Source organism: Amycolatopsis sp. NPDC104587, assembly GCF_055583645.1.
This window is the reverse complement of record NZ_JBVJNO010000023.1, coordinates 98,069-115,936: the sequence shown is the minus strand read 5'-3', so window position 1 is coordinate 115,936 and position 17,868 is coordinate 98,069. Positions and strand designations below refer to the sequence as shown.

14 protein-coding genes and 1 pseudogene are annotated in these 17,868 nt (G+C 70.2%); 6 read left to right on the top strand and 9 right to left on the bottom strand.

Annotation, left to right across the window (positions count from 1 at the left end; genetic code table 11):
* Positions 1-16 precede the first annotated feature (16 nt).
* Positions 17-1,471 carry a benzaldehyde dehydrogenase gene (locus ACZ61C_RS45470; protein WP_465314198.1) on the top strand — a complete coding sequence of 485 codons (1,455 nt, stop codon included), beginning with the start codon at positions 17-19 and terminating at the stop codon, positions 1,469-1,471.
* Positions 1,472-1,726: 255 nt separating this feature from the next.
* Entirely contained in the window at positions 1,727-2,926 is a 1,200-nt protein-coding gene (locus tag ACZ61C_RS45465; protein WP_465314197.1) for a ribosomal protein bL12, read from the top strand.
* Between the two features lie 58 nt (positions 2,927-2,984).
* On the opposite strand, the gene ACZ61C_RS45460 is transcribed toward ACZ61C_RS45465, so the two are convergent.
* The gene (locus tag ACZ61C_RS45460) at positions 2,985-5,366 is read right to left on the bottom strand and encodes a Tex family protein (protein WP_465314196.1); all 2,382 of its coding nucleotides are present in this window, start codon (positions 5,364-5,366) and stop codon (positions 2,985-2,987) included.
* Positions 5,367-5,512: 146 nt separating this feature from the next.
* Between ACZ61C_RS45460 and ACZ61C_RS45455 the strand changes: the two genes are divergently transcribed.
* On the top strand, positions 5,513-6,997 hold the full coding sequence (locus ACZ61C_RS45455) for a chitinase (RefSeq protein WP_465314195.1): 1,485 nt from the start codon (positions 5,513-5,515) through the stop codon (positions 6,995-6,997).
* A 159-nt stretch (positions 6,998-7,156) separates the two neighbouring features.
* Here ACZ61C_RS45455 and ACZ61C_RS45450 read toward each other — a convergent pair whose 3' ends face one another.
* The 3 genes from ACZ61C_RS45450 to ACZ61C_RS45440 all read right to left on the bottom strand — a co-directional run bounded on the left by ACZ61C_RS45450 (position 7,157) and on the right by ACZ61C_RS45440 (position 11,467).
* A complete protein-coding gene (locus ACZ61C_RS45450) occupies positions 7,157-8,833 on the bottom strand; it encodes a GMC oxidoreductase (RefSeq protein WP_465314194.1) in 1,677 nt (558 codons plus the stop codon).
* Entirely contained in the window at positions 8,833-10,296 is a 1,464-nt protein-coding gene (locus tag ACZ61C_RS45445) for a flavin-containing monooxygenase (protein ID WP_465314193.1), read from the bottom strand. Before ACZ61C_RS45445 ends, ACZ61C_RS45450 begins: the two co-directional genes overlap by 1 nt.
* Before the next feature lie 76 nt (positions 10,297-10,372).
* Entirely contained in the window at positions 10,373-11,467 is a 1,095-nt protein-coding gene (locus tag ACZ61C_RS45440; RefSeq protein WP_465314192.1) for a winged helix DNA-binding domain-containing protein, read from the bottom strand.
* Between the two features lie 80 nt (positions 11,468-11,547).
* Between ACZ61C_RS45440 and ACZ61C_RS45435 the strand changes: the two genes are divergently transcribed.
* Entirely contained in the window at positions 11,548-12,603 is a 1,056-nt protein-coding gene (locus ACZ61C_RS45435; protein WP_465314191.1) for an AraC family transcriptional regulator, read from the top strand.
* Here the strand turns inward: ACZ61C_RS45435 and ACZ61C_RS45430 are convergent.
* The gene (locus ACZ61C_RS45430; protein WP_465314190.1) at positions 12,524-13,195 is read right to left on the bottom strand and encodes a TetR/AcrR family transcriptional regulator; all 672 of its coding nucleotides are present in this window, start codon (positions 13,193-13,195) and stop codon (positions 12,524-12,526) included. The genes ACZ61C_RS45435 and ACZ61C_RS45430 overlap by 80 nt on opposite strands.
* A 193-nt stretch (positions 13,196-13,388) precedes the next feature.
* On the opposite strand from ACZ61C_RS45430, the gene ACZ61C_RS45425 reads away from it, so the two are divergent.
* The gene (locus ACZ61C_RS45425) at positions 13,389-13,700 is read left to right on the top strand and encodes a hypothetical protein (protein WP_465314189.1); all 312 of its coding nucleotides are present in this window, start codon (positions 13,389-13,391) and stop codon (positions 13,698-13,700) included.
* A 9-nt stretch (positions 13,701-13,709) separates the two neighbouring features.
* Here the strand turns inward: ACZ61C_RS45425 and ACZ61C_RS45420 are convergent.
* Positions 13,710-14,538: pseudogene (locus ACZ61C_RS45420) on the bottom strand (SCO6745 family protein).
* Between the two features lie 110 nt (positions 14,539-14,648).
* On the opposite strand from ACZ61C_RS45420, the gene ACZ61C_RS45415 reads away from it, so the two are divergent.
* On the top strand, positions 14,649-15,239 hold the full coding sequence (locus tag ACZ61C_RS45415; protein WP_465314188.1) for a TlpA family protein disulfide reductase: 591 nt from the start codon (positions 14,649-14,651) through the stop codon (positions 15,237-15,239).
* A 287-nt stretch (positions 15,240-15,526) separates the two neighbouring features.
* Here the strand turns inward: ACZ61C_RS45415 and ACZ61C_RS45410 are convergent, their stop codons facing one another.
* From ACZ61C_RS45410 to paaI, 3 genes are read right to left on the bottom strand one after another with little or no spacing between them, the layout of a single operon-like run.
* Positions 15,527-16,123, bottom strand: a complete 597-nt coding sequence (locus ACZ61C_RS45410) for a TetR/AcrR family transcriptional regulator (protein ID WP_465314187.1) — start codon at positions 16,121-16,123, stop codon at positions 15,527-15,529.
* Positions 16,120-17,397: a phenylacetate--CoA ligase PaaK gene (paaK, locus tag ACZ61C_RS45405; protein WP_465314186.1), complete on the bottom strand. Its 1,278-nt coding sequence runs from the start codon at positions 17,395-17,397 to the stop codon at positions 16,120-16,122. Before paaK ends, ACZ61C_RS45410 begins: the two co-directional genes overlap by 4 nt.
* 2 nt (positions 17,398-17,399) lie before the next feature.
* Complete coding sequence (paaI, locus tag ACZ61C_RS45400; protein ID WP_465314185.1) at positions 17,400-17,810, bottom strand: hydroxyphenylacetyl-CoA thioesterase PaaI; 411 nt, start codon at positions 17,808-17,810, stop codon at positions 17,400-17,402.
* Positions 17,811-17,868: the final 58 nt, after the last annotated feature.

Here is a 17,868-nt window from a genome sequence, read left to right as displayed (position 1 = left end):
ATCGCGGGAGGAACGCATGCTGGACGACGTCGACTGGCACGGCAAGATCTTTTCGGGCGGCTGGGTGCCGGCCCACGGCGGCACGCTCCCGGTGACCGAACCGGCCACCGGCGAAGTGCTCACCGAGGTCGGGCTGGCCGACGCGCAGGACATCGACAACGCCGTGACGCGGGCGGCCGCGGAGCAGCCCGCGTGGGCGGCGACACCGGGCCCGGAGCGGGCGGCACTGCTGCGCAAGGCCGCACGCGTCCTGGAGGACAACCGGTCGGAGTTCGAGCACTGGCTGGTCCGCGAGGGCGGCGCGATCCCGCCCAAGGCGGCGTTCGAGGTCGACCTGGTGCTGGCCGAGCTGTGGGAGGCGGCCGCGTTGCCGACGCAGCCGTGGGGGCACCTGCTGCCGACGAGCGAGGCGGGCCGGGAGAGCATCGCGCGGCGCATCCCGCTGGGCGTGGTCGGTGTGATCAGCCCGTGGAACTTCCCGCAGATCCTGTCGGTGCGGGCGGTCGCGCCGGCGCTGGCGCTGGGCAACGCGGTGGTGCTGAAGCCGGACGTCAACACGGCGGTGGCGGGCGGCACGCTGATCGCCCGCCTCTTCGAAGCGGCGGGCCTGCCCGACGGCCTCCTGCACGTCCTGGCCGGCGACGCCGCCGCCGGATCCGCGTTGACGGAACACCCCGGCGTCGCGGCGATCTCGTTCACCGGTTCGACGGCGGTGGGTCGTCTGGTCGGCGAAGCGGCGGGCCGGACGCTGAAGCGGGTCAGCCTGGAACTGGGCGGCAACAACGCATTGGTGATCCTGGACGACGCGGACCTGGAGGCGGCCAGCTCGGCCGGCGCGTGGGGCGCGTTCCTGCACCAGGGCCAGGTCTGCATGACGGCCGGGAGGCACATCGTCCTGGAGTCGGTGGCCGACGAGTACCTGGACCGCCTGACGGCCCGCGCGTCGAAGCTCCCGGTGGGCGACCCGTTCACGGGCCAGGTGGCGCTGGGCCCGCTGATCAACGAAAAGCAGCTGTCCAATGTAGACCGGATAGTCACGGAGACGGTCTCGGCGGGAGCGACGGTCCGCGCCGGAGGAACGTACGAGAAGCTGTTCTACCAGCCGACGGTCCTGTCGGGCGTGACGACGTCGATGCCGGCGTTCCGCGAGGAGATCTTCGGCCCGGTGGCCCCGGTGATCGTGGTGTCCTCAGAGGACGAAGCGGCAACGGTGGCCAACGACACGGAGTACGGCCTGGTGGCGGCGATCCAGACGGGCTCGGTCGACCGAGGGCGCGCGTTCGCCGAGCGGCTGCGGACGGGCATCGTGCACGTGAACGACCAGACGTTGAACAACGACGCGTTCGCACCGTTCGGAGGAACGGGAGCTTCGGGCAACGGCAGCCGGTTCGGCTCGGCGCACAGCTGGGACGAGTTCACCCAGTGGCAGTGGGTCACCCTGCGGGAGCAGGCCCACGGCTTCCCCTTCTGACGACCCGCCGGTGCCGGAGTGCGGCCCGCGATCCGGCACCGGTCCGTAACAGCTCGGCGCTCCCGGCGACTCCTTCCGAGCAGGGTGATCAAGCGAGGATCGAGGACGAGGTACGGCATGGGCTTCTCCGTCAAACTCGCTCCCGGCGTCCGGGTTCGCGCCTCCAGCAGGGGGCTGCGGGCGAGCGTCGGGCCGCGAGCAGCGCGTGTGCACGTCGGAGGCGGGCGCACCGGCTTTTCGAGCGGTGCCGGGCCGGTGGGCTTCTACACCTCGCTCGGCGGCACTCGGCGTACGACATCGCGGCGGGCGTCCACCGGTGCCTCGTCCCGGTCGCTGGCCGCCGCGGTCAAGGCCCAGCAGGCCGAGACACTGGCCGCTGCTTTGCAGGCGATCCTCGCGCTGCACCGGCCGGATTTTCCGGTGACCGAAAGGCCGGTGGCGCCCGAACCCGAGGCGCCGGACGAGCAGTCGGTCATCGCCCGGCACCGCAAAGACTGCCTCGCGGGCCTGGGCCTGTTCGCCAGGCAAGCTCGGGCGAAGGCGAGAGCGGACGCTGATCAAGCTGCGCTGATCGAGCTGGCGAACCTGCGGGAGCAGAACCGGCGACTGCGTGACGAGTGGCAGGCGGAGCTCGACGCGTTGTGGCAGCGATTGGTCCGCAACGACCCGGACGTCGTCCTGGGCACGCTGGCCGAAGCGTTCGAAGACAACGAGGCGGCCGCAGCGCCGATCGGAGTCGACGGTGCCGAGGCTTCGGTCGTTGTCCTCGTACCGGGCCCATCGGTGATTCCCGAGCGGCGGCCGACAACTACGGCGGCCGGGAATCTGTCTCTGAAAAAGCTGACCAAGCGCGAATCGGCGGATTTCTACAAACTGCTGGTGTGTGGATACGTCCTCACCACGGCCAAGGAGGCGTTCTCTGTCGCGCCGGGCTTGCGGTCGCTGAGGATTGTCGCCCTGCGCTACTCGGACGCCGACGCATACGGACGAGTCGACGCCGAAGCGATCCTCGGTGCGCGGTTCACTCGTGACGCGCTGGTCGGTGTTCAATGGGACACCGCCGACGCGGCCACGGTGGTCAACGACACCACTGCCGAGTTGCAGGCGAAGTTCGTCGGCCCGAGCCGCGAACTCGTCCCGCTCGACCTGCGCGAGGAGCCGGACTTGGCGGCTGTGGTCGCGGCGGTCGATTTCGATGAGCTCCAGGGAGCGGTGACCGGCGAGATCGAGCGGAGTGGCCGATGCGACGTCGTCCTGGCCGCCGCTGGGCCGAGGAGGATTCAGGTGATCAAGCTCGTCCGCGAAGCGGCGCCCGGTCTCAGCCTCAAGGAAGCGAAGGATCTGGTCGAATCCGCGCCGAAGACGGTGGTGAAGAACGTGGACAAGCAGCGCGCGGAAGCGGTCAAGGCGCAACTGGAGCAGGTCGGAGCCCGTGTGGTGCTGATGGGGAGCTGAGCTGTCGACAGCGAAGGCCGCCTCCGGAGAGTTCCGGAGGCGGCCTTCCCCATGAGTCCTATTTGTTGCCGAAACCGGCCCGCCGCAGGGCATCCGCCATCGAGCCGCTGCCGCCCGAGTTGCCGCCGCCGGAGTTACCACCTCGGCCGCCGCCGCGCTGGCCACCAGAGCCGGAACCCCGGCGCTGGCCACCACCGCCGCCGCCCTGCTGACCGCGATCACGACCGCCGCCGCCACCGCGGTTCCCGGCTGGAGCGCCCGGCTCGTCGTCCAGCCGCAGCGTCAGCGAAATCCGCTTCCGCGGCACATCGACATCCAGCACCTTCACCTTCACGATGTCCCCGGGCTTGACAACCTCCCGAGGATCCTTCACGAAGTTCTTCGACAGAGCCGAAACATGCGCGAGCCCGTCCTGGTGCACACCCACGTCGATAAACGCCCCGAAAGCCGCCACGTTCGTGACGACACCCTCCAGCCGCATCCCCGGCTTGAGGTCGCCGATCTTGTCGACACCCTCCGCGAACGTCGCCGTCTTGAACGCCGGGCGGGGGTCGCGGCCCGGCTTGTCGAGCTCGGCCAGGATGTCCGTCACCGTCGGGAGACCGAACGTCTCGTCGACGAACTCGGAAGGCCGCAGAGAAGACAAAGTCCGCGTGTTGCCGATCAGCGAGCGCAGGTCGGTTCCCGTGGACGTCAGGATCCGCCGCACCACCGGGTACGCCTCCGGGTGGACCGACGACGAGTCGAGCGGGTCGTCGCCGTCCGGGATGCGCAGGAAGCCCGCGCACTGCTCGAACGCCTTCGGGCCCAGGCGCGCGACCTCCTTCAACGCCGTCCGGGAGCGGAACGGGCCGTTCGAGTCGCGGTGGGACACGATGTTCTCCGCCAGCCCCGTCGTGATGCCCGAGACGCGGGTCAGCAGCGGCGCGGACGCCGTGTTGACGTCGACGCCCACCGCGTTCACGCAGTCCTCGACCACCGCGTCGAGCGAGCGGGACAGCGAAACCTCGGACAGGTCGTGCTGGTACTGCCCGACACCGATCGACTTCGGGTCGATCTTCACCAGCTCGGCCAGCGGGTCCTGCAGCCGCCGGGCGATCGAGACCGCGCCGCGCAGCGACACGTCCATGCCGGGCAGCTCGGCCGAAGCGAACGCCGACGCCGAGTACACCGACGCGCCCGCCTCCGACACCACGGCCTTCGTCAGGTTCAACGAAGGGTGCTTCTTGATCAGCTCCGCGGCGAGCTTGTCCGTCTCGCGCGACGCCGTGCCGTTGCCGATCGAGATCAGGTCGACCTGGTGGCGCGCCGCCAGCGCGGCCAGCTCGGCCAGGGACTGGTCCCACTTGTTCGCCGGCTGGTGCGGGTAGATGACGTGGGTGTCGATGACCTTGCCGGTCGCGTCCACGACCGCCACCTTGACGCCGGTGCGGAAGCCCGGGTCGAGGCCCATCGTCGCGCGGGTGCCGGCCGGCGCGGCGAGCAGCAGGTCGCGCAGGTTGGCCGCGAACACGCGCACGGCGTCGTCCTCGGCGGCCTGGCGCAGCCGCATCCGCAGGTCGATGCCCAGGTGCAGGAGGATCTTGGTGCGCCACGCCCAGCGCACGGTGTCGCCGAGCCACTTGTCGCCCGGGCGGCCCTGCTGGGTGATGCCGAACTTCGCCGCGATGCGCGTCTCGTAGTCGGTCGGTCCGACCTGCGGTTCGTCGGTCGGCTCGGCCGGCGACATCGTGAGGTCGAGGACCTCCTCCTTCTCGCCGCGCAGCATCGCGAGGATCCGGTGCGAGGGGAGCTTGGTGTAGGGCTCGGAGAAGTCGAAGTAGTCCGAGAACTTCGCGCCCTCGTCCTCCTTGCCCGAGCGGACCTTGGCGACCAGGTGGCCCTGGCCCCACATCTTCTCGCGCAGCTCACCGATGAGGTCGGCGTCCTCGGCGAAGCGTTCGACGAGGATCGACCGGGCGCCGTCGAGCGCCGCCTGCGCGTCCGCGACACCCTTGTCCGCGTCGACGAACACCGCGGCCGCGGCCTGCGGGTCCGTCGTCGGGTCGTTCAGCAAGCCGTCGGCCAGCGGTTCGAGACCCGCTTCGCGCGCGATCATCGCCTTCGTGCGGCGCTTCGGCTTGTACGGGAGGTAGATGTCCTCCAGCCGCGACTTCGTGTCCGCGGCGAGGATCGAGGCCTCGAGAGCCTCGTCCAGCTTGCCCTGGCTCCGGATGGACTCGAGCACGGCGAGCCGCCGCTCGTCGAGTTCCCGCAGGTAGCGCAGCCGCTCTTCGAGCGTGCGCAACTGCGCGTCGTCGAGCATGCCGGTGACTTCCTTGCGGTACCGCGCGATGAAGGGGACGGTCGAACCGCCGTCGAGCAGCTCGACGGTGGCCTTGACCTGTCCTTCGCGCACGCCCAGTTCTTCGGCGATCCTCTGCTCGACCGACACGCTCACTGCTACACGCTCCTGCTTCGCCCTGGTTCCGATCGTCTCATTCTGCCGTTTCCGCCGCCCCGACTTTCGGATGGGGCTCCTTGACATTCAGATTGGTCTAGTCCACTTTGTGGTGACCTGCCTCACCACCGTCGTGGAGGTCGCCCGTGGTCCCCAAGGTCCGGCTAGCCCTGCTTTCGTTGCTTTCCGTGGTCGCGCTGAGTCTCGGCGTGACGTTCGTCCTCGCCGGCAGCGCTTCGGCGGCGAACATCCTCGCCAACCCCGGCTTCGAATCCGGCACTTCGGGCTGGACCTGCACGGCCGTCCCGACCGCGGTGAGCACCCCGGTGCACAGCGGCAGCCGGGCTCTGAGCGCGACCCCGACGTCGTCGGACAACGCGCAGTGCTCGCAGACGCTCACGGTCTCGCCGAACACCGCCTACAAGCTGTCGGCCTGGGTCCAGGGCAGCTACGTCTACCTGGGCGCTTCCGGCTCGGCGACGACCAGCACGTGGACGCCGGGCACCAGCGGCTACACGCAGCTCTCGCTGAACTTCACCACCGGCTCGAGCACGTCGCTGACGGTCTACCTGCACGGCTGGTACGGCCAGCCGACGTACTACGCCGACGACGTCAGCCTCGACGGCCCGGGCACCCCGCCGCCGACGACGCCGACCACCCCGACGACGCCGACCACCCCCACCACGCCGCCGACCACGACCACCCCGCCGACGACGACCACGCCGCCGCCGACCCAGGGTGACCTGCCCAAGCACGTCCTCACCGGCTACTGGCAGAACTTCTACAACGGCGCCAAGGCCCTCAAGCTGGCCGACGTCCCGACGAAGTACAACATCATCGCGGTGTCCTTCGCGGACGCCACCGGCACGCCGGGCGCGGTGAGCTTCACGCTCGACTCCGGCCTGTCTTCGCAGCTCGGCGGCTACACGGACGCGCAGTTCAAGGCCGACATCAAGACGGTCCAGGCGCGCGGCCAGCGCGTCATCATCTCCGTCGGCGGCCAGAACGGCACGATCAGCGTCGGCGACTCGAACTCGGCGAACAACTTCGCGAACAGCATCAAGTCGCTGATCTCGAACTACGGCTTCGACGGCGTCGACATCGACCTGGAGAACGGCGTCAACGCCACCTACATGGGCCAGGCGCTGCGCAGCATCTACAACGGCGGCGGCAAGGTCATCACGATGGCGCCGCAGACGATCGACATGCAGTCCACGCAGGGGGGCTACTTCCAGCTCGCGCTGAACATCAAGGACATCCTGACGATCGTCAACATGCAGTACTACAACTCCGGCACGATGCTCGGCTGCAACGGCAGCGTGTACGCCCAGGGCACGGTTGACTTCCTGACCGCGCTGGCCTGCATCCAGCTGCAGGGCGGGCTGCGGGCCGACCAGGTCGGCCTCGGCCTCCCGGCGTCGTCGCAGGCGGCCGGCGGCGGTTACCAGGCCCCGGCGAACACGGTCTCGGCGCTGAACTGCCTGGCTCGCGGAACCTCGTGCGGCAGCTTCAAGCCGTCGGCGACCTACCCGTCGATCCGCGGCGCGATGACGTGGTCGATCAACTGGGACGCGTCGCAGGGGTACGCGTTCGCCAACACGGTGTCGGCCGGGCTCGCGGGCCTGCCGTAACCAGTACGCGTCATGAAGGGGCCCTTCCGGATCCTGTCCGGAAGGGCCCCTTCAGGACACCCCCAGCCGGCGCGTCCGGACCCCCCGGCCGCGCGCCTGCGGGCTCCACCCTGGCGCACCGGGCGTGTGCGAATGTTGAGAAAATGTTGAATCCGCAGGTCAGGCGGGGTTTCGGGGGACGACGGGCAGCCGCAGGGCACCCGGCGCGTCCGCCGGGACGACCGGCGCGGCCGGCGGCACCGGCGCCACCCGCCGGTAGGCGGCGCCCAACGGCGGCCGCGGGTCGGCGTCACCGCGGTTCGGCCAGCAGGCCATCGCCCGCTCGGCCTGGGCGGTGATCGTCAGCGACGGGTTGACGCCCAGGTTCGCCGAGATCGCCGAGCCGTCCACGACGTGCAGGCCGGGGTGGCCGTACAGCCGCTGGTACGGGTCGACCACCCCGGAGCCGGGGGAGTCGCCGATCGCGCAGCCACCGATGAAGTGGCCGGTGATCGGGATGTTCGCCAGGTCCGTCCACGCGCCCTGTGGCAGGCCGCCGATCTTCTCGGCGACGCGCCGCGTGACGTCGTGCCCGGCCGGGATCCACTCCGGGCTCGGTGTTCCCGAACCCTGTTTGGTCGTCATGCGCCGGCCGAAGAGCCCACGCCGCGTGTACGTCGTCACGGAGTTGTCGAGCGTCTGCATCACCAGCAGCCCGATCATCCGCTCCGACCAGCGCCGCGGGTTGTGCAGGCGGACGACGTCGCGCCGCTGCTTCCAGAGCTCGCGCAGGCCCAGCACCCAACGTCGGCGGCCGGCCTGTGCGTCCACCAGCACCGTCGTCATCAGGCCCATGAAGTTGCTGCCGCGCCCGTACCGCACCGGCTCCACGTGCGTGACGGCGTCCGGGTGGATCGACGACGTGATCGCGACACCGCGGGTGTAGTCGGTGTCGTCGCGCAGCGACCGCGCGGCCAGGACGGCTTCGGAGTTCGTCCGCGCCAGCAGGCCGAGCCGCGGGGACAGGTCCGGCAGCGTCCCGGTGTCGCGCAGGCGGTGGAGCAGGCGCTGGGTGCCCAGCGACGCCGCGGCGAACACGACCTGCGACGCGGTGAACGTCCGCCGGCCCTTGCGGACCCAGCGCCCGGTGCGTTCGGTGTCGACGGCGTACCCGCCCTCGATCGGCCGGACGGAGACCGCGGTCGTCAGGGGGTGGACCTCGGCGCCGGCCTGCTCGGCGAGGTAGAGGTAGTTCTTCACGGTCGTGTTCTTCGCGCCGACACGGCAGCCGGTCATGCATTCGCCGCAGAGCGTGCACGACTGGCGGGCGGGTCCCGCGCCGCCGAAGAACGGGTCCACCCCGGACTGTCCGAAGTAGACGCCGACCGGCGTGCGGCGGTAGGTGTGCCCGATGCCCAGGTTGTCGGCGACCTCGCGCAGGACGCGGTCCGCGGCCGTCGTCGCCGGGTTCTCGACCACGCCGAGCATCCGCTTCGCCTGGTCGTAGTACGGCGCGAGCTCGTCCTTCCAGTCCGTGATGTGCGCCCACTGCGGGTCTTCGTAGAACTTGTCCGGCGGCTCGTAGAGCGTGTTCGCGTACACCAGCGAGCCGCCGCCGACGCCGGAGCCGCTCATCACGAAGGTGTTCTTCAGCAGGGTGAGCCGCTGGATGCCGAAGCACCCGAGCTTCGGCGCCCACAGGTACTTGCGCAGCCGCCACGACGTCTTCGCGAACTCGTCGTCGGCGAACCGGCGGCCGGTCTCCAGCACCCCGACGCGGTAGCCCTTTTCGGTCAGCCGCAACGCCGTGACGCTGCCGCCGAACCCCGAGCCGATCACGAGGACGTCGTAGTCCATCACGCCACCACCCGGAAGTCCGCGGGGTCGAGCCGGCGGGTCCGGCGGTCGTATTCGGTGACCAGCCCGGGCCAGTTGGTCGTCACGCGGCCGTCGGCCTGGCGGTACCAGCTGGTGCAGGCGCTCCAGACGCTGTGGCCGAGGCGCTTCTGCACCTCGTCGTCGTAACGCTCCTCGACGTCCGGTCGTACGTCGATATAGGACACTCCGGGGCGCGAGAGCTGTTCGACGGCTTGGCGGATGTAACGCGCCTGGCGTTCGATCATGTAGATGATGGACCCAGCGCCGAGGTTCGTGTTCGGCCCGTAGACGCAGAACATGTTGGGGAACCCGGGCACGGCCATGCCCAGGTACGCCCGCGCGCCGCCGGACCAGGCGTCCCGCAGCGACCGGCCGCCGAGGCCGCGCACGTCCAGCCGGCCGAGGAAGTCCGTCGCGGCGAACCCGGTGCCGTAGACGATGACGTCCGCCTCGACCTCGGTCCCGTCCTCGACGCGGACGCCCTTCTCGGTGATCTCGCCGATCCGGCGCGTCTCGACGTCGACGTCCGGCTGCGCCAGCGCGGGCAGGTAGTCGTTGGTGAAGAGGATCCGCTTGCAGCCCAAGGGATACGCCGGCGTGAGCTTCGCGCGCAGCTCGGGATCCTTGAGGTGGCGGTGGCGCAGCTGCGCGGTCCGCAGCTCGAACATCTTCGCGAGCAACGGGTGCCTGGTCATCGCGTAGGTGGCGTACTCGGCGAGCAGGAAGATCCGCAGCCGGCCGAGCAGCTGCGTCGGCGGCAGGTGCTCGAACAGCCAGTGCTGCCAGCGCCGGTAGGTGGGATCGGACTTCGCCATGACGTACGGCGGCGTGCGCTGGAAGACGGTGACGTGCTCGGCGTGTTTCCGCAGCTCGGGCACGAACTGCACGGCACTGGCCCCGGTCCCGATGACGGCGACCCGCTTCCCGGTGAGCTCGACGCCGTGGTCCCACCGCGCGGAATGGAAGGCGTCCCCCGCAAACCGGTCCCGCCCGGGGATGGCGGGCAGGACCGGCCGCGACAGCTGCCCGACGGCCGGGACGAAGACGTCGGCCTCGTAGGTTTCGCCGGTCTTCGTCTCGACGCGCCAGAGCTTCCGGTCTTCGTCGAAGGCGGCCGCGGTGACCTCGGACCGGTACCGGATGTGCGGCCCGAGGCCGTACTTGGTGATGACGTCACGCAGGTAGGCGAGGATGTCCGGCTGGTGCGAGAACCGCTTCGGCCACCGCGGGTTCGGCTCGAAGGAGAAGGAGTAGAGCGGCGACGGGATGTCACAGGCGGCGCCGGGATAGGTGTTGTCCCGCCAGACGCCGCCGGGCTCGCCGGCGCTTTCGAGCAGCGTGAAGTCGCTGAAGCCGGCCCGCTTCAGTTCGATCGCCGTCCCGATCCCACCGAACCCGGTACCCACGATCAGCACCGACGGCCCCTTCGCCGAACCACTCATGCTGGGAAAGCTACGCATCCGAAGCCTGTGACAACAGGACACGAACGGTCACTCGATCGAGAATTCCGGCCAACGGTCACGCGGGTGGGTGGACGCGCACCTCCCGAGTCTTCAGGCCGGGTTCCGCCCAGTCCACCAACCGCCCGGCCGCGCTCTCCAGCCCCGCCAAATCCCGCTTCGCCAGCTTCTCGAACGGCGACAGCTCCACCACCGCCGCCTTGCGCTCCTTCCGCAGCTCCCAGAAGCCGCGCACGAACCCGCCCACCAGCAGCGTCCCCTTGACCAGGCCGTTCTGTGTGATCACCCGCTTGCGGTACTCGTCCGAAATCACGCGCGTCCGGTCCGCGTACGACAGGATCGTCTGGTCGAACGGCCCCAGCAGCCGCGGTGGCGCCGGGACGTCCTCGGCCGGGACGGTCAGCGACGGCAGGTCGACCAGCTCCCGGCCCTCGGGATCGCGGTACCGCCGCAGATCCATCGACGCCGCCACCTCACCCAAGCGCGTGATGCCCGCCCACGCCTGGACGTCCGCCACCGACGCCGGGCCGAACGCCCGCAGGTACCGCGAAATCAGCGAAGCGGGCGAAGGCGGCGACAACGGCTCGCCCACCCACGAGTCCAGGCACGCGTACGTCGTCTGGCCCGCCTTGCCCCAGATCGCCCGCGGGGGCGTCTGCACCAGCGGGAGCTGCCCGCGCGCGAGGTGGGTCAGGGACGCCGCCGGGACGTCCGGCCAGCGCTGCCCGAGTGACGCCCCCAGCGCCGTGCCCGTCAACGGTGAAGCCAGCAGCTCCCGCGCGGCCGACGCGACCTCGGCGTGGTCCAGCCCCTCCAGTGCCCGCGCGTGCTGGGTGTTCGTCTTCAGGTCGCGGTCGTAGAGCACCTGGACCACCGGCCGCCACGCCAGCGCGTCCGCCGCCGTCACCAGGTGGACCGTGCCGCGCATCAGCGCGATCCGGACCACCCGCCGGTCCTCCAGCAGCGTCGCCAGGTCCGCCGGCCGGAACCCCTGCAGCCGCGCCCACAGCGCGTAGTACGGCGGGAACGGCGCCTGTGCCTGGAGCCCGGCCAGGTGCTCGACCGCGTCGTACGCGGACATCTTCGCGGGACGCAGCAGCAGCTGGCGCTCCAGCGTCGCCCGGTTCAGGGCCCGTCGGCTCAAGGTCTCCACGGCACTCACCCTAACGATCACCGCGGACAGTTCCGGTCCTCGATTCGACGCGCGCACGGCCGTCATCCATACTTCCGGCCATGGCCGAGCTCGCCGCGCCCGCCGTCGGGGACTGGGACTTCCCGCGCGGCACCGCGAGCATCGAGCTGATGACGCGGTTCGCCGCCGAGCGCGGCCTTCCCGCCGGGAAGCTGCTCGCCGCGACGACGCTCTCGCCGGAGCTGCTCTCGGACCCCGCCGTCCAGGTCGACGCGCGCCAGGAGCTGGCCGTCGTCCGCGCACTGGCCGAACTGGACGGTTCGGACACGACGGCCCTCGAGCTCGGCCGCCGCTACCGCGTCACCACCTTCGGCATCTTCGGGTTCGCCTGCATCAGCAGCCCGACCCTGCGTGACGCGATGCTGTTCGCCCTGCGCTACTTCGACCTGAGCTTCGCCTTCTGCATCCCGCACGTCGGGGTCGACGGCGACCGGCTGACCCTCGAGCTCGACGACAGCCGCGTCCCCGCCGACGTCGCCCGGTTCCTCGTGCTGCGCGACCTGTCCGCGATCTTCGCGGTGATGCGCGACCTGCTGCCGGAGATCGTGCTCGACGACCTGAGCTTCCGGCACGAAGCGTCCACAGTGGACTCCTATGTGACGGCGTTCGGGCTGCGGCCCCGGTTCGGCGCCGACGCCTGCCGCGCGACGCTCGACCCGGCGCTGCTCAACCGGCCGCTGCCGCAGGCCAACGAGCAGACCGTCGCCCTCTGCGCCGCGCAGTGCGAAGCGCTCGTCACGCGCAAACGGCAGCGGTCCGGCATCTCGCAGCAGGTCCGGGAACGCCTGGTCCGCCTCGGCGGCGTCGACGCGGGGATGGACGAGATCGCCCGTCAGCTGACGCTCAGCACGCGCACGCTGCGGCGCCGCCTGGGCGAGGCCGGCACCAGCTACCGCGCGCTGGTCGACGAGGTCCGCCTGGCGCTGGCCGAGGAGCTGCTCGACACCGGGGTGCTGTCGGTCGAGGACGTCGCGTACCGGCTCGGGTACGCGGAGGCGTCCAGCTTCATCTACGCGTTCAAGCGCTGGACCGGGATGACGCCGGCGGCGTTCGCCCGCCGTTTCCGGGCCGCCCGGCAAGCACCGCCGGGTAGGTGAGCTTCAGCAGGTTGAGGAGCGAATCGGTGAGAAAGGTGCGCAGCGCCGCGCGGTCGAGCGTGCCGCGGATGAGCCATTCTCGCGACGCCGCCCGCAGCATCCCGCCGAACGACCGGATCATGGCGCGCAGCTCCTCGCGGCCCTCGGTCACGCCGGTCATCAGCGCGGCTTCGAGCACGCGGTCGGCGGCGATCTCGTCGGCCTCCAGCATGATCCGCTCGATCTCCGGGTCACGGCCCGCCGACTCGGGCCCGATCACCGTCAGCCACGCGTCGCGGTTGCGGTCCACCACCTCGATCCACCGCTCGACGCCGATCGCGAGCCGCTCCTCCATCGTGGTGTCCGGCAGCGCTTCGGTGACCGGCGCGGGCACGATCATCAGCTGCCGCACCACTTCCAGGTAGAGCTCGCGCTTCCCGCCGAAGTAGTGGTTGATCAGCGGGCGCGCCACCCCGGCGGCCTCGGCGATGTCCGAAGTGGACACCGACGCGTAGCTGCCCGCGCCGAACAGCCGCCGCGCGGCGGCGAGGATCTCCGCACGCCGCTCGGCCGGTTCGAGCCGGCGGCGCCGCGGCCGGGTCCCACTGGTCATCCGCACAGCCTCGCGGCGGACCAGCACGCTGTCAACATGCAGTTGACTTCTCGTCAAGAGAGTGACTCCGTTGGCGGGCAACCGAAGTTTCGCGTCAACCCTTGCCGTTACGCAACCGGAACAACTCGCCGGTAACTTCCCGGCGTCCGGATGCGACGAGACGACAGGGGACCGCGACCGGGGGTAGGAGCAGATGATCGAAGAAGGCGCGCCGATCCGGCCGGCCGGGCGCTGGGTCAGCGTCCGCCTGCAGCATCGCCACGTCAGCTTCGACGAGGGCTTCGAAGCCGACGAGCCCCTGCCCGACGGCGACTGCGCCGACGAAGAGTCCCTCTCCTACTCCGGCATCGTGATCACCGGGTACGACCAGGGGGCGAAAGTGTCCGAGCGCTGGATCCCGCTGGGGGTCGACCCGTCCGAAGCGGACGACGAGCAGCTCATCGAGCAGCTGCGCGAAGCCCTTCTCTGGCAAGCGGGGCGGCCGCCCCAGACCGCCGAGGACTGACCGGGCGCGTCACTGCGACCCGGCGGCCACCAGTTTCGCGGTGAGCGGCTCGAGCGCGGCGACCAGCTCGTCGAGCTCGGCGGGGGAGAGGGCCTCGTACGGCGGCTCGGCGAGCTCGTCGGTGAGGTCTTCGATGCGCTGCTTCAGCTCGCGGCCGGCGTCGGTGAAGCGGCCGTCGGTGTCGACGAGCCCACGCTCGCGCAGGCCGGCCATGACCGCGGCGAGCCGCTCCTTCGGCAGGTGGTGGATCCGCCCGAACGACTCCGGCGGGTGGATGCCCATCTCCAGCGCCGAAAGCACGTGGGACTCCGTGCCGCCGACGCCGGCGCCGACGAGTGCGGCGATGTGCCCGTCACCGCGGTGCTCGCGCAGCATCGTCGCGGAAAACCACAACCGGGCGACGGGTTCGTCCGGCACCGGGAGGGTGCGCAGCCCGGCGTACATCACCCGGCCGGCGGTGGGCGCGCTCCGCGCGGCCTTGGTCGTCAGGTCGGCGGCGCGGACCAGGCCGGGGGGAGCCGGCGAGCTCGTCACCCAGGATGCGCCGCAGGGAGGCCGCGCTGCCCCGCTGCCGCGCGGCGACGGACGCCTCGGGCGGGATGGTCTCCCACGCGCTCGGGATGTGCCGCGCGGCCTCTCCCTCGGCGAAGTTGTAGAAGGCCGCGTGCACGACCTGCGCCGGCACCCGCCCCAGCGGCGCGGCGCGGCTCGCGAAGTAGCCGTCCCAATAGGTGCGGTGCCCGAGCGCGGCCAGCTCGTCGTGGCACTCGCCGGCGGTGAAGGTGACCAGGCAGATCGGCTCGAGCAGCTCGAACATCCGGCGGGCGCGGTGGCTCATGGCCTGCATGATGCCAGCGACGGCCGCCGGTTCGCCGGATCTCCGCCCGGGGTCTTCAGGATCCGGGGAGTGACGCGAGTCCGGCAGGGCACGCCGGATATGCTGACCGGATGCAGTTCCGGCGGAAAGTGTGGCGGTTCCGGTTCCTCTTGTCCGGTGCGCTCTTGGTTCTCGCGGCGTGTTCCACCGGAAAGGACGCGGTGTCGCAGTCGAACTCGTTCGAGTTCGTTTCTCCGGGCGGTCAAACGCACATCTTTTACGAGCTCGGCCAGCGGAAGGCGGCCGGCGATCTGTCGGGACCGAGCGTGGTGGCCGCCGACAAGAATGTTGCGCTGAGCGACTACGCCGGCAAGGTGGTTTTACTCAACCTCTGGGGAGCCTGGTGTGGGCCCTGCCGCTCGGAAACGCACATGCTGAAGTCGATCTCTGCCGCCGGCAAAACCGAAGGTATTGCCGTCCTGGGCATCAATGTGCGGGAAAATCGGGACTATGCCGCCGATTTTGTCAGGAACTTCCAGGTGGACTACGACTCCATCTTCGACCCGTCCGGCCGGATCGCTCTGCGGCTGCGGGGAATTCCGCTGGCGGCGGTTCCGATCTCACTGGTTATCGACAAGCAGCAGCGCGTGGCCGCTGTTCACATCGGCGAGATCCTCGAAGAGGATGTGCGTCCGGAGCTTGAACGTGTGCGTGCCCAGTGAACGCATGCGGGATATCGATCAGCGGGCGTTCCGCAGAACGTACAGGTCGTAACTCGTTCCGCTGTCACTGACGCACGCGAAGTCGCGCCGCAGCCCCCTTCGTTTACCGTCGGTGCCCTAGCCGGAGCGGGAGTACGGATCGGTGTAGTGGGTGTCCTCCCCTGTGTTTCCTGACGGTGATGCCCCCGGAGAACGAGAGTGCCGGTCGCAGACGTGAATGCCTGCACAATGCGCTCATGCCTCGGTGAGCATTACTTGATGATTCACCGACACCGCCGGTCGGGTGATCAAGAGGATGTCGTGCGCAGGCCCTCGAACGCCACCTTGCAGACGGCGTCCGCCACCTCCGTCGCCGACGAGCCGCGCCGGGGTTTGTACCACTCGACCAGTGAGTTCACCATGCCGAAGAGCAGCCTCGCCGTCACCGCGGGGTCGACGTCCGGGCGGATGTCGCCCTCGGCTTCGGCCTGTTTCACCAGGTCCGTCACCAGCAGGTCGAACTCGCGCCGCCGGGCCAGTGCCGCCCGCTCCACCTTCGTGTTGCCGCGCACGCGCAGCAGCAGCGTGACGAACGGCAGCCGGTCGGCCAGCACCAGGACGCTGCCGCGCACCAGGTGCTCCAGCCGGTCGATCGCGCGGCCGTCGAGCCGGTCGGTCGACGCGGCGACCTCGAACAGCCCGTCCAGCGCCCGGTCCACCGACAGCCGCAGCAGCTCCTCCTTGCTGGGCACGTGGTGGTAGATCGCGGACTTCGTGATGCCGAGCTTGCGGGAGAGGTCCTCCATGCTCGTGCCGTCGTAACCCCGCTCGTTGAACAGCTTCACCGCCACCTGCAGCAGTGACTCGAGGTCGTAGCCGGGGCGCCCGCGCCGGGGCGCGGTCACGGCCGGTCCCGCTGGTCGACGATCCGGCGCATCTTGCCCATCGACCGCTCCAGGGTGTCCGGGTCGACGACGTCCACCGAAACGGTGACCCCGACCCCGTCCTTGACACCCGAGACCAGCGAGGCGGCGGCCTCGTCCCGCGAAGCGGCCGAAGCGTCGTGACGCGCTTCGACTAGCACGGTCAGGTGGTCGAGCCGGCCGCGCGTGGACCGGACGAGCTGGAAGTGCGGGCTCAGCCCGGCCGTCCGCAGCACGATCTCCTCGATCTGCGTCGGGAAGACGTTGACCCCGCGCAGGATGATCAGGTCGTCGGTGCGGCCGGTCACCTTGGCCATCCGCCGGAACGCCGGCCGCGCGGTCCCCGGCGAGAGCGCCGTGAGGTCGCGCGTGCGGTAGCGGATGATCGGCAGCGCCTCCTTGGTCAGCGACGTGAACACCAGCTCACCGGTGTCGCCGTCGGCGAGCACGTCTTCGCTGAACGGGTCGATCACCTCGGGGTAGAAGTGGTCCTCCCAGATGTGCAGGCCGTCCTTCGTCTCGACGCACTCCTGCGCGACACCCGGGCCCATCACCTCCGACAATCCGTAGATGTCGACGGCGTCGATCGCGAACCGCTCCTCGATCTCCGAGCGCATCTGCTCGGTCCACGGCTCGGCGCCGAAGATGCCGACCTTGAGCGAGCTCGCCTTCGGGTCCACGCCTTGGCGCTCGAACTCGTCGAGCAGGGTCAGCATGTACGACGGCGTCACCATGATGATCTCGGGCCGGAAGTCGGTGATCAGCTGCACCTGCCGCGCGGTCATCCCGCCGGAGGCCGGGATCACGGTGCAGCCCAGCTTCTCCGCGCCGTAGTGCGCGCCGAGCCCGCCGGTGAACAGGCCGTAGCCGTACGCGTTGTGCAGCTTGTGGCCGGGCCGCCCGCCCGCGGCGTGGATCGACCGGGCCATCACCGTCGCCCACGTGTCGATGTCGCGCTCGGTGTAGCCGACGACGGTCGCCTTGCCGGTCGTCCCGCTCGAGGCGTGGATCCGGCGCACCTGGTCCTGCGGCACGGCGAACATCCCGAACGGGTAGTTCTCGCGCAGGTCCTGCTTGGTGGTGAACGGGAACTTCGCCAGGTCGGAGAGTTCCTTGCAGTCGTAGGGGTGGACGCCGGCCTCGTCGAACTTCTTCGTGTACGCGGGCACGTTCGCGTAGGCGTGTCTGAGTGTCCACTGCAGACGCTCCAGCTGGCGGGCGGCCAGCTCGTCCGCGCCGATGTTCGCCTCGATCATGGTCAGTCCCGTTTCGCGGAGAGGACGCGGCTGCGGCCGCGGAATTCGGCGACGACCTCGGGCCCGCCGGGGGTCTCCCGGTGCACGGTGACGTCGTAGATGCCGTTGCGGCCGTAGCGGGTGCGCTCGGTGGCCGTGGCGACGAGGTGGTCGCCGAGCCGGCCGGCCGCGACGAAGGAGATCTCGGCGCCGGCGGCGACGGTCACCGGGCCGTGGGTGTTGCAGGCGCAGGCGAACGCGGTGTCGGCCAGGAGGAAGACGTAACCGCCGTGGGCGATGTCGTGCCCGTTGACCATCGACGCGGTGATCGTCATGGTCGCGACCGCGCGGCCGTCGCCGGCTTCGGCCAGTTCGATGCCCAGCGCGCGGGACGCCTCGTCGGCGGCGAACATGGTGTGCGCGGCGTTGGTCATGGACCCTCCGTGTCGACTGACCGAATGGACGGTCACCTGGCGGTGCCGCTCAGTAAAG